The organism is Rhizobium sp. TAL182, from assembly GCF_002117725.1.
Taxonomy (GTDB): domain Bacteria; phylum Pseudomonadota; class Alphaproteobacteria; order Rhizobiales; family Rhizobiaceae; genus Rhizobium; species Rhizobium esperanzae.
This window is the reverse complement of the sequence record NZ_CP021024.1, coordinates 3,859,357-3,882,654: the sequence shown is the minus strand read 5'-3', so window position 1 is coordinate 3,882,654 and position 23,298 is coordinate 3,859,357. Positions and strand designations below refer to the sequence as shown.

Here is a 23,298-nt window from a genome sequence, read left to right as displayed (position 1 = left end):
TTCTGTCGTCCATTATGATCCAGGATGCAAGAAATAACAGTTATCGAGATACTGGATTTTCTATGCTGGACCTCTCGCAGTTGCGCAGTTTCGTCGCCGTCGAACAGATGGGTAGCTTCACGCTTGCCGCGGAAAGGCTGGGCCTCGGGCAATCGACGGTCAGCCAGCATATTCAGCGGCTGGAGGCGGCGCTCGGACGCAAGCTGCTCGCGCGCGACACGCATAAGGTGCTGCTCACCGGCGACGGCGAGGCGTTGCTTTCGCATGCGCGCGCCATGCTTTCGATCGAGGGGCAAGTGCAGGCGCTGTTCAAGAGCAACAGCCTGCGCGGCAGCCTGCGGCTCGGCGTGTCGGAGGATTTCGTCACCAGCCAGCTGCCGGCGGTGCTGGAGGATTTCGTTCGCTCGCATCCGTCCGTCGACCTGGAACTGACGGTGGCGCTTTCAGGCGTGCTTTATGAGATGCAGGACAATGGCGAAATCGATCTGGTGCTCGCCAAGCGCCGGCTTGGCGATGCGCGCGGAAAGCTTGTCTATCGCGAGCCGCTCGTCTGGCTGGCGCGCGATCCTGAACGAGTGCTCGCCTCCGGTCCATTGCCACTGATCGCTTTTCCACCGCCGAGCGTGACGCGGGCGATCGCCCTGGAAGCACTTGGGCGCAATGGGGTGCCGTGGCGGATCGTCTGCACTTGCGGCAGCCTGAGCGGACTGACGGCGGCGGCGCGGGCCGGAATGGGCGTGCTGGTGCAGCCGCGCAGTATGGCTCCCTCCGGACTGAAAGAAATTGCTGCGGGAAAATTGCCGGTGCTCGAGGATGTGGAATTCGTATTGGTGCCGCGCAAGGGTGCGGATCAGGCGCTGGTCTCGGCACTCTCCGACGATATTCTGCAAAAGGTGAGGGGGCTGAGGTCGGCATGATCATCGCCGTCACGGAGGAGCCGGCTGGAAATCCTTCTGGTCGGCGATCAGGCGGTCAGGCACCTCAGGAAACCATCCACGTCGGCCACCGTCGTCGCGAAGCTGGTGACGAGGCGGATCAGGGTTTCGCTTTCGGAAACGAGTTCCGACGTTGCCGCAGGCACCGGCCATTCGTAGAATTTTGCGCCCTTTTCCTCTGCGGTTCTTGCAGCACTCTTGCTGATGACGGCAAAGACCTCGTTGGTCGCGGTCCACCAGGCGAGGCGCCCGGCGCTACTGGCGGCAATACCGGCGCGCAGCCGGTCTGCCATGGCGTTCGAATGGCGGGCGAGATCGAGCCAGAGGCCATTTTCGAAATAGGCGTCGAACTGGGCGGCGATGAAACGCGACTTGGAGAAGAGCTGGGCGGCGCGCTTGCGGATGAAGGGCATCTCCCGAGCCCGCTCCGGATCGAAAAAGATGATCGCCTCCGCGCACCAGCAGCCGTTCTTGGTGCCGCCGAAGGACAGCATGTCGACGCCGCGCTTCCAGGTCATCTCCGCCGGGGTGGCATCGAGTGCGATCAGCGCATTGGTGAAGCGGGCGCCATCCATGTGGAGCGGCAGATTGCGCTTTCTCGATATGGCGGCGATCTCGCCGATCTCCGGCAGTGAATAGACGGTGCCGATCTCGGTCGACTGGGTGATGGTCACAGCGCTGGCGCGGCCATGACGGAGGGCGTCCTCGGGGAAGTGGGCGATCTTTGCCGAAAGTCTGGCCGGATCAATCTTGCCGGATTCGCCGTCGACGGCAACGAGGCGGGCGGAGCCGGAGAAGAATTCCGGCGCGCCGCATTCATCTTCGATTACATGGGCCTCGGAATGGCAGAAAGTAATGCCGCCCGGGCGCTGGACGCTTGCCAGCGCCAGGGAATTGGCGGCCGTGCCGGTGGCGACGAAGAAGACGGAAACCTCCCGTTCGAAGATTTCGCAGAAGCGGGCCTCGACTTTTTTATCGAGATCGCCGGCACCATAAGCCGGAGCAAAACCGGCCGATTCCTTCAGCAGGCGTTCGGCAATGGATCTGTGGGCGCCGGCCCAATTATCGGAAGCAAAGAACATAGCGCGGACCGTGGGGAGCGAAACAGGTTGGAAGGTTCGCAGCGGACATTACGGCAATCTTTTACGGGATCAAGGCTATTGCCCATAATCCATCACGAAAATTGAACGGCGCAATCAATTAATAGAATATCCGTCTTTCGCGTAATTTTATTTCGTGGTTGCGATCGATTTGGTAATCTTCCTTCGCAAAATGACGATTTTTGCCGTGGCGCACTTGCGAAGCCAAAGGCTTTCTGGCATAGAACAGATGAATTAGGACAGTGTTGCTGTCCTATTTTGGCCTTTGCGGCCGAAGAAGCGCCGAAAGCCCTGGAACAGGCCCGCTTTCACGCTATAGTTCTTCCGAGCGCCAAGCCCCAGGACGGGCGGCGCGCGGAGGCGAATGGCAGGCGCGGGACGCGACGGTTTGCTTTCCTTTGAAGCAGATGTCTGCGGCGATCTTCACAATGCAACAGCGCTGTCATGCGCCGAACCTATCTTCGGGTTGCGGCGCGCGACGAAAAAGCCGCCCGCGGCCCCGCGGGTTTCGACAGGAGGAAAGACGATGACGAAGACGCCATCCATGGAATTTGACCGATTTGCCGCTGCTAAGACGCGTGCGACGGCCAATATGTCCAAATCCGCCTCCGGCCTGCCGAAGAAGCAGGGCCTTTATGATCCCCGCAACGAGCATGATGCCTGCGGCGTCGGCTTTGTCGCGCATATGAAGGGCGAGAAGTCGCACCAGATCGTCAAGGACGGCTTGTTCATTCTCGAGAATCTGACGCACCGCGGCGCCGTCGGCGCCGATCCGCTGATGGGTGACGGCGCCGGTATCCTGGTGCAGATTCCCGACCGCTTCTTCCGCGAGGAAATGGCCGGGCAGGGGGTCACCCTGCCGCCGGCCGGCGAATATGGCGTCGGCCATATCTTCATGCCGCGCGATGAAAAGCAGATCGAGCACTTCAAGAAGGTGATCAAGGACGTCATTGAAGAGGAAGGCCAGGTCCTGATCGGCTTTCGCGACGTGCCTGTCGACAATTCCTCTCTGTCAAAGGCGCCCGATATCGCCGCGACCGAGCCGCATCACGTGCAGGTCTTCATCGGCGCCGGCGAGGATGCCGAAAACAATGACGAGTTCGAACGCCGGCTGTTCACCCTGCGCAAGGTGATCTCCAACCGCATCTATGACGAGTTCGAAGGCGAAGAGAGCAATTTCTATCCGGTGTCCCTGTCGTCGACGACCGTGGTCTACAAGGGCATGTTCCTGGCCTATCAGGTCGGCGCCTACTATAAGGACCTGTCGGACCCGCGGTTCGAAAGCGCGGTCGCCCTCGTGCACCAGCGCTTTTCGACCAACACCTTCCCGTCGTGGAAGCTCGCTCATCCCTATCGCATGGTCGCCCATAACGGCGAGATCAACACGCTGCGCGGCAACGTCAACTGGATGGCGGCGCGCCAGGCCTCCGTCTCCTCGCCGCTGTTCGGCGAAGATATTTCCAAGCTCTGGCCGATCTCCTATGAGGGGCAGTCGGACACGGCCTGTTTCGACAATGCGCTGGAATTCCTGGTGCGCGGCGGCTACTCGCTGGCGCATGCCGTGATGATGCTGATTCCGGAGGCCTGGGCCGGCAACCAGTCGATGGCGGCCGAACGCAAGGCCTTCTACGAATATCATGCGGCGCTGATGGAGCCGTGGGACGGGCCGGCTGCGGTCGCCTTCACCGACGGCAGGCAGATCGGCGCGACGCTCGACCGCAACGGCCTCAGGCCGGCGCGTTACCTCGTGACCGATGACGACCGCGTCATCATGGCGTCCGAGGCTGGCGTTCTGCCGGTTCCGGAGGAGAAGATCATCCAGAAGTGGCGCCTGCAGCCGGGCAAGATGCTGCTGATCGACATGGAGGAAGGCCGTATCATCTCCGATGACGAGGTGAAGTCGCAGCTTGCGACGGCGCATCCCTATCGCAGCTGGCTCGACCGCACCCAGCTCATCCTCGAAGACCTGAAGCCGGTGGAGCCGCGGGCGCTGCGCCGCGACGTATCGTTGCTCGATCGCCAGCAGGCCTTTGGCTACACGACCGAGGACACCAAGATCCTGATGTCGCCGATGGCGACGACCGGTCAGGAAGCGATCGGTTCGATGGGCACCGATACGCCGATCTCGGCGATGTCGGAAAAGCCGAAGCTGCTCTACACCTATTTCAAGCAGAACTTCGCGCAGGTGACGAACCCGCCGATCGATCCGATCCGCGAAGAGCTCGTCATGAGCCTCGTCTCGTTCATCGGCCCGCGTCCGAACATTCTCGACCATGAAGGCATGGCGAATGCCAAGCGTCTCGAAGTGCGTCAGCCGATCCTGACCAATGGCGATCTCGAAAAGATCCGCTCGATCGGCCATACGGAAGACCGTTTCGATACCAAGACGCTCGATTTCACCTATGACATCGAGCGCGGCGCTGCCGGCATGCCTGAGATGCTCGACCGACTCTGCGAACGCGCGGAAGCGGCCGTCAAGGGCGGCTACAACATCATCGTGCTCTCCGATCGCCAGATCGGACCTGATAGAATTGCCATTCCGGCGCTGCTCGCAACGGCTGCCGTCCATCATCACCTGATCCGAAAGGGGCTTCGCACCTCGGTCGGCCTCGTCGTCGAAACCGGCGAACCGCGCGAAGTGCATCATTTCTGCCTGCTCGCCGGCTACGGCGCCGAGGCGATCAATCCCTATCTCGCCTTCGACACGCTGCTCGACATGCATGCCAAGGGCGAGTTCCCGAAGGAAGTGGATGCCTCGGAAATCGTCTACCGCTACATCAAGGCAGTCGGCAAAGGTATCCTCAAGGTCATGTCGAAGATGGGCATCTCGACCTACCAGTCCTATTGCGGTGCGCAGATCTTCGATGCGATCGGCCTGTCGTCGGAACTGGTCGACAAGTATTTCTTCGGAACCGCGACGATGATCGAAGGCATCGGCCTCGAAGCGATCGCCGAAGAGACCGTCGCTCGCCACAACGCCGCCTTCGGCAAGGATCCGCTGCTTGCGACGACGCTCGATATCGGCGGCGAATATGCCTATCGCATGCGCGGCGAAAGCCATGCCTGGACACCGGATGCGGTCGCAGCTCTTCAGCATGCGGTGCGCGGCAATGCCGAGGATCGCTACCGCGAATTCGCCGAGATGGTGAACAATTCGGCGCTGCGCATGAACACGATCCGTGGGCTCTTCAACATCAAGAGCGCCGAGGCGCTCGGCCGCAAGCCGGTATCGATCGACGAGGTCGAGCCGGCCGCCAATATCGTGAGGCGGTTCTCGACGGGAGCGATGTCCTTCGGCTCGATCTCCCGCGAGGCGCATACGACGCTGGCGATCGCCATGAACCGGATCGGCGGCAAGTCGAACACCGGCGAAGGCGGCGAGGAATCCGACCGCTATATGCCGCTCTCGGATGGTTCGATGAACCCGGAACGTTCGGCGATCAAGCAGATCGCCTCGGGCCGCTTCGGCGTCACCACCGAATATCTGGTCAATGCCGATGTGCTGCAGATCAAGGTGGCGCAGGGCGCCAAGCCCGGCGAAGGCGGCCAACTGCCCGGTCACAAGGTCGATGCGACGGTCGCCAAGACCCGTCACTCGACGCCGGGTGTCGGCCTGATCTCGCCTCCGCCGCACCACGACATCTACTCGATCGAGGATCTGGCGCAGCTGATCTACGATCTGAAGAACGTCAACCCGACCTCCGACGTCTCGGTCAAGCTCGTCTCCGAAGTCGGCGTCGGCACGGTTGCCGCGGGCGTTGCCAAGGCGCGCGCCGATCATATCACCGTCGCCGGCTTCGACGGCGGCACGGGTGCGTCGCCGCTGACCTCGCTCAAGCATGCCGGCAGCCCGTGGGAAATCGGTCTTGCCGAGACCCAGCAGACACTGGTGCTGAACGGTCTGCGTTCGCGTGTTGCACTGCAGGTGGACGGCGGCCTCAAGACCGGCCGCGACGTCATCGTCGGGGCGCTGCTCGGCGCCGACGAGTTCGGTTTCGCCACCGCGCCGCTGATTGCCGCCGGCTGCATCATGATGCGCAAGTGCCATCTCAATACCTGTCCGGTGGGCGTGGCGACGCAGGATCCGGTGCTGCGCAAGCGCTTCAAGGGCACGCCGGAGCATGTCATCAACTACTTCTTCTTCGTCGCCAACGAAGTGCGCGAAATTCTCGCGTCGCTCGGCTTTACCCGGCTCGACGAGATCATCGGCGCTTCGGAACTGCTGGAGAAGGACGAGATGCTGGCGCATTGGAAGGCCAGGGGTCTCGACTTCAGCCGCATCTTCCACAAGGTCGATGCCGCCAAGGAGGAAACCTTCTGGACGAGCCGGCAGCAGCACCCGATCGATGACATTCTCGACCGCGTGCTGATCGAGCAGGCACAACCGGCGCTGACGGACAAGACGCCTGTCGCCTTCGAGGTCGGCATCAAGAACGTCGACCGTTCGGCGGGAGCGATGCTCTCCGGCGAAGTCGCCAAGCGCTTCCGCCATCGCGGACTGAAGGAAGACACGATCAATGTTACCCTTCGCGGCACGGCAGGTCAGAGCTTCGGCGCCTTCCTGGCACGCGGCGTCACCTTCAACCTGATTGGTGACGGCAACGACTATGTCGGCAAGGGGCTCTCGGGCGGCAAGATCATCATTCGGCCGCCGGAAAATTCGCGGATTGTCGCCGAAAACTCGATCATCGTCGGCAACACCGTGCTTTACGGTGCGACCGAGGGCGAGTGCTACTTCCGCGGCGTGGCGGGCGAACGTTTCGCCGTGCGCAATTCGGGTGCGATCGCCATTGTCGAGGGCGTCGGCGACCATGGCTGCGAATATATGACCGGCGGTGTCGTCGTCGTGCTCGGCGCCACCGGCCGCAATTTCGCGGCAGGCATGTCGGGCGGCGTCGCCTATGTGCTCGATGAAGCCGGCGATTTCGCCAGCCGCTGCAACATGGCGATGGTCGAACTCGAGCCGGTGCCGGAGGAGGACGATATGCTGGAGAAGCTGCATCATCATGGCGGCGACCTCATGCACAAGGGACGTGTAGACGTCTCTGGCGACATGACGCGCCACGACGAGGAGCGCCTCTATCAGCTGATCTCCAACCATCTGCACTATACGGGCTCGGCCCGCGCCAAGCAGATTCTCGACAGCTGGGCCGACTACCGTCCGAAGTTCCGCAAGGTCATGCCTGTGGAATACCGCCGTGCGCTCGAGGAAATGGAGCGTAGCAGGATGGGCATCGCCGCGGAATGATTTGAACCGGAGCATCCGCCACCTGCCGATTGCAGGTGGCGGATGACGGAAACATCTCGACGACCCGTAGCGATGACGACGGCGAAAGGCCGCCGGGATCGCGCGTTGTCCTTCAGGAGATCTGTTCCAATGACGGTCAAGACAAGCAACCCGCCCGGGACTCCGGGGACTGACGACACACAACTGGCCGCGGTGAGGCGGTCATGAGGGTAAGGGACGAAGACATGGGTAAGGTTACAGGATTTCTGGAAATCGACCGGCAGGTGGCGAAGTATCAGCCGGCGTCGGATCGCATCCGTCATTTCCGCGAGTTCACGATCCCGATGTCGGACCCGGAAGTGCAGAAACAGGCCGCGCGCTGCATGGACTGTGGCATTCCCTATTGTCACGGCCCGACCGGCTGCCCGGTTCACAATCAGATTCCGGACTGGAACGACCTCGTCTACAACAACAACTGGGAAGCGGCGATCCAGAACCTGCATTCGACCAACAACTTCCCGGAGTTCACCGGCCGCGTTTGCCCCGCCCCCTGCGAGGAAGCCTGCACTTTGAATCTCGAGGATGCGCCCGTCGCCATCAAGACGGTGGAGCAGGCGATTGCCGACAAGGCCTATGAACTCGGTTTCATCCGGCCGCAGCCGGCGACGGTCCATACCGGCAAGAAGGTCGCGGTCATCGGCTCCGGCCCCGCTGGCATGGCGGCCGCCCAGCAGCTCGGCCGCGCCGGCCACGAGGTGCATGTCTATGAGCGCGAGACCAAGCCGGGCGGCTTGCTGCGCTACGGCATTCCGGATTTCAAGATGGAGAAGAACTTCATCGACCGCCGCGTCGAGCAGATGAAGGGCGAGGGCGTCACCTTCCATTGCGGCGTCAATGTCGGCGTCGACCTCAAGATCGAACAATTGCTGGCCGACCACGACGCCGTCCTTTACTGCGGCGGCTCCGAAACGCCGCGCGAGGCGGGCATTCCGGGTACCGACCTTGCCGGCGTGCATGATGCCATGCCCTATCTGGTGCAGCAGAACCGTCGCGTCGGACGCGAGAATATCGACAGCGTCGGCTGGCCCTCGGATCCGATTCTTGCCGGCGCCAAACATGTGGTCGTCGTCGGCGGCGGCGATACGGCTTCGGACTGTGTCGGCACAGCCTTCCGCCAGGGCGCCGTCAAGGTCACCCAGCTCGACATCCGGCCGCAGCCGCCCGAGAAGGAAGACAAGCTCGCCGTCTGGCCCTTCTGGGCGACGAAGATGCGCACCTCCTCCTCGCAGGCCGAAGGTGCCGTCCGCGAATTCCAGGTGGCGACGCTCGAATTCATCGGCGAAGACGGTGTGCTGACAGGCGTTAAATGCTGTGAGGTCGATGAGCGCCGGCGGCCGGTTGCGGGCACGGAATTTGTCATCCGCGCCGATCTCGCCTTCATCGCCATCGGTTTCCGCGGCCCGTTCACGACAAGCGTGCTGAAGGAACTCGAAGGCAAGCTGACGCTCAACACCGACAAGCGCGGCTCGACCAACGTCGTCGCCAACGACCGCGACTACAAGACCTCGGTCGACAAGCTCTGGACGGCGGGCGACGTGCGCCGCGGCCAGTCGCTGGTGGTCTGGGCGATCCGCGAAGGCCGCCAGGCAGCGCGCGCCATCGACGAGGCGTTGATGGGCTTGACCGTCCTGCCGAACTGATCGCCTCTCATAGAGGCTGACGAAGACACGAACTCCGCCTTTCCGGCGGAGTTTTTTATTTCTTGCGGCGCGTCCGGCGGGACTTCTTTTTGCCGGTGCGACCGCTTGACGCGCCTCGGTGGGACGCAAGCCTCAAGCAATGCCGGGCGGTGAGGCTTATGCCTGACGCGGGCTCAGGAGGAGCCGCCGCGAATGATCGACAAGGATTATTCAAATGGTTTCTGCACTCGATAATACCAGGATGGTTTCGGCCCAATACGCCTTGAAGAATCTTCGTAGCTCCGACGAAAGCTCGGAGGATACGCAGAGTTCGTCGGCGGCAAGCATTCTGAGCAGCTACGGACTCGATTCGAGTTCCCCGTCGCTTCTCTCCAATCAGGCGCTGTCGGGGCTGCTCGACACGCTTTCGTCCAAGGACGACACCTCCGACGAGACCGACACGACCGGCGACAGCGCCGATGTGACCAGCGCCTCCTTCATGTCGATGCTGAAGCAGCAGTTGCAGGAAGCGGCCGCGGCCGAAGGCGAAAGCGGCAAGGCTCACGACATGCTGGCTGCTCTCGAAGCAGGCACGCTCACCATCTCCGATCCGACGCAGGGCGTGTCGATCCCCGCCTGGGACGTCGATGATCCGGATGAGGCCGACACGGAAAGCAAGGCCGGCGAGGCGATCGATATCAGCGGCTGGAGCGATTTCCTCGATGCGCATCTGGAGCGCGGCTCCGACGGCGCCTTTGTCAAGGAGAACGGCAGCTATGTCGACCAGACGAACGACAGCAATGCCTTCTTCGGGCTGATCGGCTCGAACTACTATTATCTGAGCTGGCCACAGGCGGCGTAAGAAGGCCGCCTCGCGTAGCCTTTTTCATTTCACCGAGACTTCGGCCGGCGTCTTGGCTGCCGGCATGCGGTAGTCGTCGACGCGACCGACAGGTGCCGGCGTCATCTTGCCCTGCTCGACCAGGAGGTCGCGCGGCGATTTCGTCAGCGTCACCGGTGGCGGTCTTGCGCCAAGGAGCTCGGCGCCGCCGTCGAGATTGGGATCGGATAGGCTGATCGGAACGGTGTGCTCGACCGGATTGGTGGGAAGGCCGAGACCTGGCAAATTGCTTTCGTCGAGGCGCACCAGATCGGGGCTTGCCTGGGTGCCGAGAATCCGGCGGGCGGGCTTTTCCACATAGAAGGCAAGCTTGCGCCGGCCGGCCTGGGTAAGGTTGATGCCGTCGGAGGTGCGCAGGCGCACCTGCTGGCCGTTCACGTCGGAACCGGTGACGATGAAGGTGCCGTTTTCGTCGACGAACCCATCCCAGATATCGACGAATTCGCCGCCGATGCTCTCGACCTGGTTGCGATAGAGCTGGTTCATCTGGACAGCATCGGCCGTCATCTGATCGGATTCGAAGGCGGGAAGACCGACCCAGAGCAGCGGTATCTTGCGGCTGGTGACTTCCTTGCCGAAAGAAAGGACACGGCTGCGATATTCGGCAAACCAGCCATCGGTGCGGAACTTCTCCTTGGCGGTGTCGGTCACCATCTGCTGGCGGTCATTGGCGCCGATCATGACGACGACCATTGCCGGCTTCAGCTCGTCGATCATCTTCGGCAACTGTTCCGGCCAGTCGTAATAGTCGTCGCGGACAAGGCCCGAGGAAATGTTGCCGCGGGCGTCGACGATGACGCCCGGCGAGGTCTCGAAGGCGGCGGTAAGCCCGTCGCCGAGGCCGCTGGCAAGGAAATCGCCGACGATCAGGATTTTCCGGGCGTCGCCAAGCTTCTGCACGACCGGCTCTTCCTGCACGGGCGGCCGCACAGGCGATGCGGTGCGGGTATTGATCACGGCTTTCTGCGCCGGCGGGCGCTTGCGCTGCTGGCGTCTCGGCTGCTGGACATCAGGGGCCTGCGGCTCGTCGTCGAGATAACGCCGGCCCAGGAAGAAATCGAGAATCGAGCGACGCTGGTAGCGCTGCTCCTGGGCTTCGGCGATACGAACGGGTGCAAGCGCGCCGAAGCATAGCGCAGCCGTCGTCAAGGCGAGCGCGAGCCGGCGGATTGGAGTTCGATCAGTTTTCGTCATAGGCAGTTCCGCATCTGCCGGCATCTTGCACGCAGGGCAGGCCAGCGTCCACTCCGCTTACTATTTAGGTCGCGGTTCTGCCGCTTCCAATCAGATTATTGTCCGGCGTCCGCGCCTAGCGGCGAAGTGCGTTCAAAAGCGGCAGCGAGGGCTCGCCGTCCGGCTGCATGCCGATGCGCTCCTGCACGGCCGATATCGCCGCTTTCGACCCCGAGCCGAAATTGCCGTCAACCTCGCCATTGTAATAGCCGAGCGTCTTGAGACGAGTTTGCAGCTCGAATTTCTCGGTGATGTCGAGCGCGCCGTCGGGACGCGGCCAGCGCTGCTGCATGCCGCCATAGCCGGCGATCTGGTCGGCCAGCAGGCCGACGGCAAGCGCATAGCTGTCCGACGCATTGTAGTTCTTGATGGTGAAGAAATTTGCCGTCATCAGGAAGCCGGGGCCGCCGGCTCCGGCCGGCATTTTCAGCACGGCTTTGGTGCCGCCGTCGCGGAAGGCCTTGCCGTTCGGCCGTTTCAGGCCGAGCTCCGCCCATTGGGCGAGCGTATGGGTCTTGCCGGCCTGCTTGGCGGCTGCGGCGGGAACGACGACCTCGTAGCCCCAGGTCTTGCCGGTATCCCAGCCGTTCTTCATCAGCAGATTGGCCGAGGTCGCAAGCGCGTCCGGCACCGAATTCCAGATATCGCGATGGCCGTTGCCGTCGGCATCGACAGCGTAGAGCAGGTAGCTTGTCGGGATGAACTGAGTGTGGCCCATGGCGCCCGCCCAGGAGCCGGTCATCTGACGTGCCGGCACATCGCCGCTCTGCAGGATTTTCAGCGCCGCAACCAGCTGCTTCTTGGCGAATTTGGCCCGGCTCGGATCGGCGTAGGCAAGGGTTGCCAGTGCGCGCGGCACATAGTGCAGCCGGTCGTCCTTGTCGAGGATCGCGCCGTAATTCGATTCCATCGACCAGATCGCGAGCAGAATCGTCTTGTCGACGCCGAAGCGTTGCTCGATCGCATTGAGCGTGCGCGCATGCTTGACGGCCATCTCGCGGCCGATCCTGACTGTGTAGGGGTTAACGCGGGAATCAATGTAATCCCAGATCTTCGAGGTGAATTCCGGTTGATAGGCCGCCTTTTCGAGCACGGTCGGGTCGGGTTCGCTCACACCGGAAAAGGCCTTTTGATAGGTTGCCTTACTGATGCCACTCTCAGCGGCTGTTTGGTAAAATTCCGCGATCCATTTCTGGAACCGGGAATCGGCTTTCGCGTTGCCGGGGGCCAGCCCTACCTGGGCGGCGACAACGAGGGCGAGAGCAAGACCACGAAAGGAGTTTTTGTGATTCTGGATCATCGACAGTCGTATCCGTCATCTTCAGTTTTTGGGTGCAGCAGGGGCATCATGTCCGCCCAGACCCGAGACTACAGGAACGGAGTCAACAAATTCTTTACCATGGCGGCCCGCGGCGGTCACCATTGCAAAACAGTCGCAATTCTATACTAGTCAGACGTGAACGGCTTTATTTAAAAGGCGATTTAGTCAAAGCAGGAGGCCTGTGTGGCGCATCACAATAAAGTTCGTAAGGCAGTTTTTCCGGTGGCAGGGTTGGGAACGCGTTTCCTGCCGGCAACGAAGGCTGTTCCGAAGGAAATGTTGACCGTTGTCGACAAGCCTATCATTCAATATGTCGTCGATGAGGCGCTGGAAGCCGGAATCGAGCATCTGGTCTTCGTCACCGGACGTAACAAGCACATTATCGAAGACTATTTCGACATTCATTTCGAGCTGGAACAGACGTTGCGCGAGCGCGCCAAGGAGGCGGAAATCACCCTTCTTGCCGAGCAACTGCCGAAGGCCGGCACGGTAAGCTTCACCCGCCAGCAGGAACCGCTCGGCCTCGGTCACGCCGTCTGGTGCGCCCGCGAAATCGTCGGCGACGAACCTTTTGCGCTGCTGCTGCCGGATATGATCATGAAGGGCGACAAGGGCTGCATGAAGGGGATGATCGACCTCTACGGCCAGAGCGGCGGCAATATCATCGCCGTCGAGGAATGTGCCCCCGATCAGGCTCATAAATACGGCATCGTCGGCGTCGGCGAAGCGATCGGCGAAGGCTTCCGCATCACCGGCATGGTGGAAAAGCCTGCCAAGGGAACAGCACCCTCGAATTTCTTCATCAACGGCCGCTACATCCTGCAGCCTGAGATCTTCAGTATCCTCGAAACCCAGGAGCGCGGCGCCGGCAACGAAATCCAGCTTACCGACGGCATGCTGAAGCTGCTGAAGGAACAGGATTTCGCCGGCTACCACTTCCGTGGCACGACCTACGACTGCGGCGCCAAGGATGGCTTCATCCTGGCCAATGTCGCCTACGCCCTCGAACGCGCCGATATCCGTCCGTCGGTCGAAGGCGGCTTCAAGGAACTGCTTGCCGGCCTGAATTAAGGTTTGCGAGCAGCTATGAACGATCGAGCGCCGCGCCTCCCACCGGAGGCGCGGCGTTTATCTTTTCAGCTTCAGGCCGACGCCGGCGCGCCATTGCTGCGAGTCGTCGCCGTCCTTGCGCGTCGTCAGCTCGTAGCCGAGCGTGCTGGTGAGATCGAGATAGCGGTTGATGTTCCAGGTCAGGCCGGTCGCCGCAGTATAGACGAGCTCGTCGTTGATGGTGCTGTCGGTCGGATAATCGCGCCATATGACGCCGCCGATCATGGTTCCGACCAGATTGTCGCGCAGCTGGTGGGTGACCGTCGTCGTCAGCGCATGCGAGACGTAGCCGCTCTCGCCGGCGGTGGTCGAGGGCTGGATGCTCGTCTGCAGGTCGAGATTGACGTCGGTGCCGCGGATCGGCGACCAAAGCAGGCTCGCATCGAGCGTGGCCGTATCGATCGAGGCGAGCCGGCTGTCCTCGAAATCCGCCCTTTCGTAGCCGACGCCGGCTTCACCCTTCAGCTTTTCGCCGAGGTCGACCTCGACGCCGGCCTTGGCGCCATAGCTATGGCCTGAGCGCTCGTAACCGGCGGAATCGCGCGTCTCGTCATAGATCGTACGGCCGATCGTGGCCTCAATGAAGGGGATGAGCGCGGGCGACAGCTCGTAGCCGACACGACCGCGCAACGTACCGGTCGTCTGATTGCGATCGCTCAACGCCACGGTCGTGCCGTTCGCAAGCGTGGCGTCGGAATAGATCGAACGGTTCAGTGCCAGCGCCGTCGTGCCGCGCAGGATGCCGAAATCGCGCTGGACGGAGGCGCCGGCGGTGAACTCCTGCACATCGGACTGCTGTGCGGCATCGGCGATGGCGTCGGGATCGTCCGTATCCTCGCGGTAGAAATTGTAGCCGGCCGTGAGGTGCGCCACCGTGTCGTCGGGAAGGTCCAGCCGGAGATCGCCGTTGACCTTGAAAGACGGCTGCTCCTCGCCTTCGCCGCTGATATTCCTCTGCCAGGCGCCTTCCGAGGTCACGGTCAGCTGGTGTCGTCCCCAGTCGGAGGTGAGCGTCGCGGCTGCGTCCGTTTCGAGGAAAGCGCGCCGCTGCCTGGTATTGCCGTCCTTGGTGGTCTCGGTGTTGATGCTTTGGGTCACGCTCGGACGGAGCACGAAGGTGCCGATCGGAATGCCGGGTGTTTCTGCCGTCGAGGCACTTTCGCCAGCCCTGCGGACCGGCGGCGTCTCGTCGATCCGCGCTTCACGGGTGTTCAGTCGGCGCATGTCCTCATCGAGGATGGAGCCGGTAATGTCGTCGCCGGATTGCGCGTCCGGTATGGCGGGCCTCTGGGCATCGTCCGCGTTTGCGGCCGCACTGTTTGCCGCTGGCGTGGCCGAACCGTCACTCTCGTCATCGAGGCCGGTTTCGGATGCCGCGCCGGTCGTCGCGCGATTGTTCTCGGAGGACACCGCGCGGCTGGTCGCCGACTGCAACGTGGCGGACTGTGCGGGTGCCGCAGTCTGGCCGAACAGCAGTGTGCCGAACGCAGTAAAGCAGACGACACGCCTGATCGCGCGGAGCGGCGTCACACTGCTCGTCTGTTTTGGCTGGCCCATTCACTCGCCTGACATGCTTTCGGTTCTTACTCAAAGGTAAAGCCTTGTGGTTAATCATTCGTTGCTCGCGGCGGGCGCTGTTCACAATTCGGAAATGGTGCGGGGTGGACTTGGAAAGTGAAAAGGTCTAACGCATCTCCATGAACAGAAGAGCGATCAAACTCGTTGAAAACAGCGTGCTCGAATCGGCAAAACGCACGATAGAGACCGAGAAACGCGGTCTTGAAGCGCTCGAACAGGCCTTTGACAACGGACTGGCCGGTCCTTTCACCCGCGCCGTCGAGATCATCGGCGACATCTCCGGGCGGGTCATCGTTACCGGCGTCGGCAAGAGCGGCCATATCGGTACCAAGCTCGCGGCGACATTCGCCTCGACCGGCACCCCCGCCTTTTTCGTGCATGCGGCCGAAGCCAATCATGGCGATCTCGGCATGATCGCGCGCGATGACGTCGTCTTGGCGATTTCCAAGGGCGGCGAGAGCGCCGAGCTCAAGAGCATCATCTCCTACACGCGGCGCTTCTCCATTCCGCTGATCGCAATCACCTGCAGCGAACGTTCTTCGCTTGCTACGGCCGCCGATATCGTCCTTCTGGTGCCGAACGAGCAGGAGGCCTGCCCCAACGGCTTGGCGCCGACGACGTCGACGCTGATGCAGCTTGCGCTCGGCGATGCCCTGGCGGTGGCGCTTCTGGAGGCGCGGGGCTTTACCGCCACCGATTTCCACGTCTTCCATCCCGGCGGCAAGCTGGGTGCGAGCCTGATGCATGTCGCCGATATCATGCATATCGGCGAGAAGCTGCCGCTCGTTGCCAAGGGCACGCCGATGCCGGAGGCGATCACGGTGCTGTCGCGCAAGCATTTCGGCTGCGTCGGTGTGCTCGACGAGGACGGACGGCTCTGCGGCATCGTCACCGAAGGTGACATGGCGCGCAACCTGACGCGCAATCTTGCCAATCTTGCCGTCGACGACATCATGACGAAGACGCCGAAGACGGTGAAACCGACGATGCTGGCGACGGCGGCCCTGGCGCTGCTCAACCAGCACCACATTGGCGCCCTGATCGTCATCGACGAGGACAGCCGGCCGATCGGGCTGGTGCACTTCCATGACCTGCTGCGGATCGGCGTCGCCTGATCAGACCGGTTCGACCCGCAGGTCGCGGCCGTGACACGAGATCACCTTCACCTGTGTTCCAACGGGCAAATCAGGCCCCATTACCTGCCATAGCGTATCGTCGAGGCGGATGCGGCCGCGGCCCTCGCGGATCGGCTCCTGCAGCGTGGCGGTGCGTCCGACAAGACTTGCGCCGCGCTGATTGAGGAAGGGCTCGTCGGTCTCGGCGTTGCGCAGCGTCAGTCGGCGGCCGGCAAAGGTCGTGGCCACGGCCAGAAGCGCAAAAAGGATCGCCTGGATTTCCCAGATCCAGAAGGCGCTGTCCCAGAAGAGCAGCGACAGTGCGCCGACGATCAAGGCCGCGAGGCCGATCCAGACCAGGAAGAAACCGGGCACGATCATTTCGGCGGCGAGCAGCACGAGGCCTGCAACCCACCAGTTCCATGGACCGAGTTCCGCGATGATCTTCGCCAGCATGGCTTATCGCTCCTGATCCGGATTGAAAGGATTGGGGGTCGGCGGATTGATTGGCGGCGTAGAGCGGATCGGCGCGGGACGCGGACGCGGCGGGGGAGGCGGTGGCGGATTGCCCGCGTCACCGAAGACTTCGCGGGCGATGGCGCCGATGCCGCCGAGCGAGCTCAGGATGGAAGAGGCTTCCATCGGCATCAGCACGATCTTGGAATTGGGCGCCGAGCCGACCGAGGCGAGCGCTTCGGTGTATTTCTGGGCGACGAAATAGTTGATCGCCTGAACGTCACCGGCGGCAATCGCTTCGGAGACCATCTTCGTCGCCTTGGCTTCGGCCTCGGCCAGTCGCTCGCGGGCTTCGGCATTGCGGAAGGCGGCTTCGCGCTGGCCTTCTGCCTGGAGGATCGCGGATTGCTTGGCTCCTTCGGCCCTGAGGATCTGCGCATTGCGCGCGCCTTCGGCCTCGAGAACCTGGGCGCGCTTTTCGCGCTCGGCCTTCATCTGGCGAGCCATCGCATCGACGAGGTCGCGTGGCGGCTGGATGTCCTTGATTTCGACGCGGGTGACCTTGATGCCCCAGGGCTGTACCGCCTCGTCGACGACGCGCAGCAGCCGGTCGTTGATCGCATCGCGGTTGGAGAGCAGTTCATCGAGATCCATGGAGCCCATGACCGAGCGGATGTTGGTCATGGTGAGGTTGAGGATGGCGTTTTCGAGGTGGGAGACCTGATAGGCGGCCTGGGCGGCATTCAGCACCTGAAAGAAGGCGACGGCATCGGCCGAAACCGAGGCATTGTCCTTGGTGATCACCTCCTGGGTCGGCACGTTCAGCACCTGCTCCATCACGTTCATGCGGGCGCCGACACGCTCGATAAAGGGGGTGATGAGATTGAGGCCGGGCTCCAGCGTGCGGGTATAACGCCCGAAGCGCTCGATGGTGTAGCGATAGCCCTGCGGCACGGTTTTGATCCCGGCAAAGAGTACCAGGATGACGAAGATGACCAGCACGATCACGACGATATCGAAACCGCCCAACAGCATGAAGAATTCCTCCCATCGGCGCATGCGCCCATACACTGATGTGGTGAGTTAGCATGTTCTTCGCGCGGAAGAAATGACCCACGGATGCACCACCTCCGAGGGAAAAGGCAGGTGGCGTCTCGGCAAGATTCTTCGGGCGAACCGGCGGGCGGGAAGGTCTGTCAGACCCAGCCCTGCAATTCGCGGCGGACGACCTTTTCCAGTACCTTCATGCCGTCCTCGCCGTCATTGAGGCAGGGGATATGCGTAAACTTCTCGCCGCCGTTCTCGTGGAAGGAATGGGCAGCCTGTTCGGCGATTTCCTCCAGCGTCTCCAGACAGTCGGAAACGAAGCCGGGATTGATGACGGCGATGCGCTTGACGCCGTCCTGAGCGAGCTTTTCCACTGTCTTGTCGGTGTAGGGTTGCAGCCATTCTTCCGGCCCGAAGCGGGACTGGAAGGTGACCATGAAGTTTTCCTGGGTCAGTCCGAGCCGTTCGCGCAGGAGCCGGCCGGTCTTTTGGCATTGACAGTAATAGGGGTCCCCCTGCTTGAAATAGGACATCGGGATGCCGTGGAAGGAGGCGAGCAGCATGTCCGGCTTCCAGTCGAGCGTCGCAAGATGCCTTTCGACGGACTGGGCGAGCGCCTCGATATAGGTCTCGTCGTCATGATAGTCCGGCACGGTACGCAGCGCCGGCTGCCAGCGCATCGAGAGCAGCTTCTGGAAGGCCTTGTCGTTCACGGTCGCGGTCGTCGCTGCCGCATATTGCGGATAGAGCGGAAAGAGCACGATGCGGTCACAGCCTTCCTCCTTCAGCGTCTCGATGCGTGAAGCGATCGACGGCGTGCCATAACGCATCGCCCAGTCGACCTTGACGTTGGCAAGATCGTGCAGGCGCTTGGCCATCAGTTCCGACTGGTTGCGCGTGTAGGTGCGGAGATAACTTTCGTTCTTCTCCTTGTTCCAGATCAGTTCGTAGGCCTTGCCGACCTTCTGCGGACGGGTGTTGAGCACGATGCCAAAGAGGATCGGATACCATTTCCAGGGCGACCATTCGATGACGCGGCGATCGGTCAGGAACTCCTTGAGATAGCGGCGCATCGAGGTGTAGTCGGTGCCGTCGGGCGTGCCGAGATTGACCAGCAGGACGCCGATCTTGCCTGATTTGATGGCTGGATGATCTGCCGGACGGAGTGAAATATCTGCTGTCATTCTGGCCCCAACGGTCGTTGTCTCGTCGGCTGATACGCAGCCTCGAGAACATGGTTACCCTATAGAAAGAAAAGCCGGCCCGGGAAACCCCGAGCCGGCCGATGGTGTCGAGACAAATCGTCTTACTTTGCAGGAACCTGGATCTCTTGGCCAACCGTCAGGTGGCGCGGGTTCGGCTTGCCGTTGGCCTCCGAAAGCTTCCGCCACAGCGTGCCGTCACCATAGAAGGTCACAGCCAGATCCCAGAAAGTGTCGCCGGCCGCGATGACGTGAGTGGAAGGTGTTGTTGCGGCGGGTGCGGAGGCCGCCGGAGCCGGTTCCGTCGCGGGCGCGGGAGCTGCCGGTGTTGCCGGGGCTGGCGCGGCCGGGGCAGGCTCGGTGGCAGATCGCAAAGGCGGCGATGAGAGCACTGGCGGCGGCCAGTGCCGCTAGAATCGGCCGGGGCAGGAGCGGGCTCAGGGGCCGGTGCAGGTGCCGCCGGCGCGGGAGCCGCCGGTTCGGCAGCGGGCGCCTGTGCCACGGTCGCGCCGATTTCGGTGACGCGGCCATCGGTATAGGGCTTATAAGGCGAATGCGCGGCGACGTAGTCGGCGGTCACGTCGGCAAGATCCGGGCCGTAATCGTAAGCATTCTTGCCTTCCTTGAAGATCGAATAGCCATCGCCGCCTGATCGCATGAAGTTGTTGGTGGCGATCTTGTAGGTCTTGGCCGGATCGATCGGCGCGAAATTGTCGCCCTCCTTCACCTGAACATCGCTGATGCGGCTGCCGACAGGCTTCGACTGGTCGAACGAGAACTTCAGGCCGGCGACCTGCGGGAAGCGGCCGGCGCCCTGATCGATCTGGCTGACGCCGTTTTCGAGCGCCTTGACGACGTCCGCGCCGGTTGCTTCAAAAGTGGCGAGGGTGTTCTGGAAAGGCAGCACGGTGATGACTTCGCCCTGGGTGACATCGCCGCCGTCGATAGACGCGCGCAGGCCGCCGCCGTTCTGAATGGCGATGGTGACACCCTGGTTCCTCGTGCGGTCAAGCATGGCGTCGGCCACCAGATTGCCCATCGAGCACTCCTTGACGCGGCAGACCTTGCGGTCGCCCTCGATAGGACTTTCGGAGGAGCCGATCACCTTTTTCCGCAGTTCCTCGATCGGTTTTGCCAGTTCGGCGACGCGAGCGACGACGGCCGGATCCGGTGTAAAGGACGAGTCGATCAGGATCGGGTCGCCCTTGGCATCCTTGACGACGCCATTATCGTCGAAATTGACGACGATGTCGCCGAGGTACTTGCTGTAAGAGGCGGCCTGGACGACCGGCACCTTATAGCCGCCGGGGTTGTCGACCATCGTCGGATACGGGCCTTCAGCCTTCGGATCGGTATTGGAGAGCAGACTATGGGAGTGGCCGCCGACGACGACGTCGACATCCGGAATCTTGGCGATGAAAGCGAGATCACGGGGATAGCCGACATGGGTCAGCGCAATGATCTTGTTGACGCCCTGGCCCTTCAGGTCCTGGACGGCTGATGTGATCGTCTGAACGTCATCTTCGATCGTGACATTCGGGCCGGGGGAGGAGAGCTCTGGCGTATCGTTGGTGACGGCGCCGACGATGCCGATCTTCTGGCCTCCGACATCGAGCACCAGCGAAGGCTTGATGCGGTCGCCGAGCTTGGAGACGGCGCTCGCTTTGACGTTCGCCGTCACGACGGGGAATTGCACCTTGTCGAGGAAAGTCGCAAGCCCGTCTTCGCTGTCGTCGAATTCATGGTTGCCGACGGTCATGGCGTCGAACTTCATCAGGTTCAAAAATTCTGCTTCAGCCGCGCCCTTATAGGTGGTGTAGAACAGCGAGCCCTGGAAATTGTCGCCGGCATTCAGGAGAAGGACATTCTTGCCCGATAGCGCCTGGCGGCGCTGGTCGATCGCGGTCTTCAGGCGGGCGGCGCCGCCGAAGCATTCCTTCTTGCCTTCCTCCTCGGCCGAGCAGGTGGAATCGAATTTGTTGATCGATTCGATGCGTGAATGGAAATCGTTGATGTGAAGAATATTGAGTTCGTAATCGGCAAAGGCGGCGCCCGCGCTCAGCGCCAGCATGGACGCGGTCAAAAGACCGAAGCTGAAAGACTTCGTCATCCCTGTTCTCCTGATTGAGGCGAGAGATCCCCCTGATCCTCGCCGATCCCTATAGTGGTGTCAGGCGGTTTCCCGCGAGCCGATGTTTCAACAAACGACGCATGGCCGCAAGAGGGAAGCTGGGTTTGCAGCGGCGCTTTCCAAGAGGCCGCAAAACAAAAAAGCTCCCGAGTGGGAGCTTTCGCAGGGCCATATTGAAGCATTACAAACGACGTGTAAGCGTGAACTGCGAATTCGTTGCAGTCGTACAATTCAGCTGACTCGTGCCGCTCAAGGCGCAATTAACAAGGGAAGTCGTCCGCTTAACATTCGAGTAAAGGTTTATCTGAATGATTCCGTCGGGGGTGGTTGTATATGTTCCCGACGCCATCTGCGTGTTCGTTCCGTCGCTGGTGCGGGTTACGAATTGTCCATTCGTGAAGGCGGAGGTCAAGCCATTGGCATCCGTCCATTCGCCTTCAACAGAATTTGTTGCAGGCGGCGCGACTGCGATCGGTCGCTGTTGCGGTCCTGATGAAACGCAGGCGGCAAGAGTGGCCGCTGCACCGACAAGAACGAGACCAGTTCTGATTTTCATAAGGCTTCTCCCGGCGAATCGGCGTGGCGGTCACCCGCCAAGTTCGCGCAAAACATGGCGTGCGTCCGCCATGATGGCAAGGCTTGGAGCAGCGGGGGGCGGCATTTATACAGCCAGCGTTACAAAAATGCCCGCCTTGCGGCGGGCATTGTCAAAATCCTGTGAGGACGATTTTCAGCGAACGAGGACGTTCCTGAACTGCCAGGGATCCTTGGTGTCGATATCCTCGGGGAAGAGGCCAGGACGTCCGTCGAGCGGCGTCCAGTCGGTGTAGTGGCCTTCGACCGGGCCGAGATAGGGCATCTGCACTTCGAGGCAGCGCTTGTAATCGATCTCGTCGGCCTCGACGATGCCGGCCTTCGGATTTTCCAGCGCCCAGACCATGCCGGCGAGAACGGCGGAGGTCACCTGCAAGCCGGTGGCGTTCTGGTAGGGCGCGATGCGGCGGGTTTCTTCCAGCGACAGGCGCGAACCATACCAGTAGGCATTCTTCTCATGACCGTAGAGCAGGACGCCGAGTTCGTCGATGCCGTCCTCGAGCTCGTCCTCGTCAAGTACGTGGTGGACCGGCTGCGGGGTGCCGCCGTTGCCGAACATCTCATGCAGCGAGAGCACGGCGTCGTTGGCCGGATGGTAGGCATAGTGGCAGGTCGGACGGAAGGTGACTTCGCCCTCCTTGTCGCGGACCGTGAAATAATCGGCGATCGAGATCGACTCGTTGTGGGTGACGAGGAAGCCATATTGCGGGCCGGGGGTCGGGCACCAGGTGCGCACGCGGGTGTTGGCGCCCGGCTGCTCCAGGTAGATCGCCGCCTTGTTGCCCTTCTTGTGCTTCTTGGCGTTCTTCGGCATCCACTGCTCGTGCGTGCCCCAGCCGAGTTCGGCCGGCTGCATGCCTTCGGAGATGAAGCCTTCGACGGACCAGGTGTTCCAGAAGACGTTGAGCGGCTTCGGATGCTTGGTGCGCTGGGTGTCGCGCTCGGCGATGTGGACGCCCTTGACGCCGACCTTCTTCATCAGCTTGGCCCAGCCTTCGCGATCGTGCTGGTCCGGTTCGTCGAATTTAACGCCGGTATCATGGGCGAGGTTGACGAGCGCCTGCTTCACGAACCAGGAGACCATGCCCGGGTTGGCGCCGCAGGTCGAGACGGCGGTGGCGCCGCCGGGGTTTTTCGCCTTTTCCTTGCGCACCGTCTCGCGCAGCGCATAGTTGGTGCGGTCGGCATTGCTCATGCCCTTGTCGAAATAGAAGCCGAGCCAGGGCTCGACGACCGTATCGATATAGAGAACGTCGAGCTTGCGGCAGAGCTTGATGATGTCGAGCGAGGAGGTGTCGACCGAGAGGTTGACGCAGAAACCCTGGCCTTCGCCTTTCGTCAGCAGGGGCTTCAGCAGCTCCTTGTAATTGTCCTTGGTGACATATTCCTGAATGTGGCGAACGCCGTGTTTCTTCAGGATCTCCATGTCGGAGGGTTCTTCACGCGGGTCGATGACGACCATCCGGCTTTTGTCGAATTTGAAGTGGCGCTCGATCAGCGGCAGGGTGCCGCGGCCGATGGAGCCAAAGCCGATCATTACGATCGGACCGGTAATTTCGGCATATACCGGGTGGTTCTTGTCCGTCATTCTTTTCTCCTGTGGAAGGGGACGAAGGCGATCAGCCTGAAGAATTCTTTTGAAATTGCCGCAGAAATTGCGAGGTGACCG

The 23,298-nt window shown here is 61.8% G+C and carries 15 protein-coding genes and 1 pseudogene; 6 read left to right on the top strand and 10 right to left on the bottom strand.

All coding sequences use genetic code 11. From position 1 onward, the window contains the following. Window positions 1–62 precede the first annotated feature (62 nt). Window positions 63–917, top strand: a complete 855-nt coding sequence (locus tag Tal182_RS19425) for a LysR substrate-binding domain-containing protein (protein WP_085860452.1) — start codon at window positions 63–65, stop codon at window positions 915–917. A gap of 47 nt (window positions 918–964) precedes the next feature. Here the strand turns inward: Tal182_RS19425 and Tal182_RS19420 are convergent, their stop codons facing one another. Continuing rightward, window positions 965–2,017: a low specificity L-threonine aldolase gene (locus Tal182_RS19420; RefSeq protein ID WP_085860451.1), complete on the bottom strand. Its 1,053-nt coding sequence runs from the start codon at window positions 2,015–2,017 to the stop codon at window positions 965–967. Window positions 2,018–2,561: 544 nt separating this feature from the next. Here Tal182_RS19420 and gltB point away from each other — a divergent pair. The 3 genes from gltB to Tal182_RS19405 all read left to right on the top strand — a co-directional run bounded on the left by gltB (window position 2,562) and on the right by Tal182_RS19405 (window position 9,803). Further along, complete coding sequence (gene gltB, locus Tal182_RS19415; protein ID WP_085860993.1) at window positions 2,562–7,283, top strand: glutamate synthase large subunit; 4,722 nt, start codon at window positions 2,562–2,564, stop codon at window positions 7,281–7,283. A gap of 224 nt (window positions 7,284–7,507) precedes the next feature. Next, the gene (locus Tal182_RS19410; protein WP_085860450.1) at window positions 7,508–8,962 is read left to right on the top strand and encodes a glutamate synthase subunit beta; all 1,455 of its coding nucleotides are present in this window, start codon (window positions 7,508–7,510) and stop codon (window positions 8,960–8,962) included. A 214-nt stretch (window positions 8,963–9,176) separates the two neighbouring features. Beyond that, window positions 9,177–9,803, top strand: a complete 627-nt coding sequence (locus Tal182_RS19405) for a hypothetical protein (RefSeq protein ID WP_064811326.1) — start codon at window positions 9,177–9,179, stop codon at window positions 9,801–9,803. A 24-nt stretch (window positions 9,804–9,827) separates the two neighbouring features. Here the strand turns inward: Tal182_RS19405 and Tal182_RS19400 are convergent, their stop codons facing one another. Both Tal182_RS19400 and Tal182_RS19395 read right to left on the bottom strand, forming a co-directional pair. Further along, a complete protein-coding gene (locus Tal182_RS19400) occupies window positions 9,828–11,060 on the bottom strand; it encodes a DUF459 domain-containing protein (RefSeq protein ID WP_085860449.1) in 1,233 nt (410 codons plus the stop codon). 91 nt (window positions 11,061–11,151) lie between these two features. Further along, on the bottom strand, window positions 11,152–12,375 hold the full coding sequence (locus tag Tal182_RS19395; protein ID WP_085860448.1) for a lytic murein transglycosylase: 1,224 nt from the start codon (window positions 12,373–12,375) through the stop codon (window positions 11,152–11,154). A 204-nt stretch (window positions 12,376–12,579) separates the two neighbouring features. Between Tal182_RS19395 and galU the strand changes: the two genes are divergently transcribed. Next, window positions 12,580–13,467: a UTP--glucose-1-phosphate uridylyltransferase GalU gene (galU, locus tag Tal182_RS19390; RefSeq protein WP_085860447.1), complete on the top strand. Its 888-nt coding sequence runs from the start codon at window positions 12,580–12,582 to the stop codon at window positions 13,465–13,467. Window positions 13,468–13,524: 57 nt separating this feature from the next. Here the strand turns inward: galU and Tal182_RS19385 are convergent, their stop codons facing one another. Then, entirely contained in the window at window positions 13,525–15,063 is a 1,539-nt protein-coding gene (locus Tal182_RS19385; protein ID WP_085860446.1) for an outer membrane beta-barrel protein, read from the bottom strand. 140 nt (window positions 15,064–15,203) lie between these two features. On the opposite strand from Tal182_RS19385, the gene Tal182_RS19380 reads away from it, so the two are divergent. After that, on the top strand, window positions 15,204–16,199 hold the full coding sequence (locus Tal182_RS19380) for a KpsF/GutQ family sugar-phosphate isomerase (protein ID WP_085860445.1): 996 nt from the start codon (window positions 15,204–15,206) through the stop codon (window positions 16,197–16,199). Here Tal182_RS19380 and Tal182_RS19375 read toward each other — a convergent pair whose 3' ends face one another. From Tal182_RS19375 to Tal182_RS19350, 6 genes and pseudogenes are all read right to left on the bottom strand, one after another. Further along, window positions 16,200–16,655 (bottom strand): NfeD family protein, encoded by a 456-nt coding sequence (locus Tal182_RS19375; RefSeq protein ID WP_064804913.1) that lies wholly within the window; start codon window positions 16,653–16,655, stop codon window positions 16,200–16,202. 3 nt (window positions 16,656–16,658) lie between these two features. Beyond that, window positions 16,659–17,690, bottom strand: a complete 1,032-nt coding sequence (locus tag Tal182_RS19370; protein WP_085860444.1) for an SPFH domain-containing protein — start codon at window positions 17,688–17,690, stop codon at window positions 16,659–16,661. Window positions 17,691–17,851: 161 nt separating this feature from the next. Then, window positions 17,852–18,886: a ferrochelatase gene (gene hemH, locus Tal182_RS19365; RefSeq protein WP_085860443.1), complete on the bottom strand. Its 1,035-nt coding sequence runs from the start codon at window positions 18,884–18,886 to the stop codon at window positions 17,852–17,854. A 122-nt stretch (window positions 18,887–19,008) separates the two neighbouring features. Further along, a pseudogene (locus tag Tal182_RS19360) lies at window positions 19,009–21,014 on the bottom strand (5'-nucleotidase C-terminal domain-containing protein). 202 nt (window positions 21,015–21,216) lie between these two features. Further along, a complete protein-coding gene (locus Tal182_RS32790) occupies window positions 21,217–21,591 on the bottom strand; it encodes a hypothetical protein (protein WP_082240334.1) in 375 nt (124 codons plus the stop codon). A 174-nt stretch (window positions 21,592–21,765) separates the two neighbouring features. After that, on the bottom strand, window positions 21,766–23,217 hold the full coding sequence (locus Tal182_RS19350; RefSeq protein WP_064804907.1) for a homospermidine synthase: 1,452 nt from the start codon (window positions 23,215–23,217) through the stop codon (window positions 21,766–21,768). Between the last annotated feature and the right edge of the window lie 81 nt (window positions 23,218–23,298).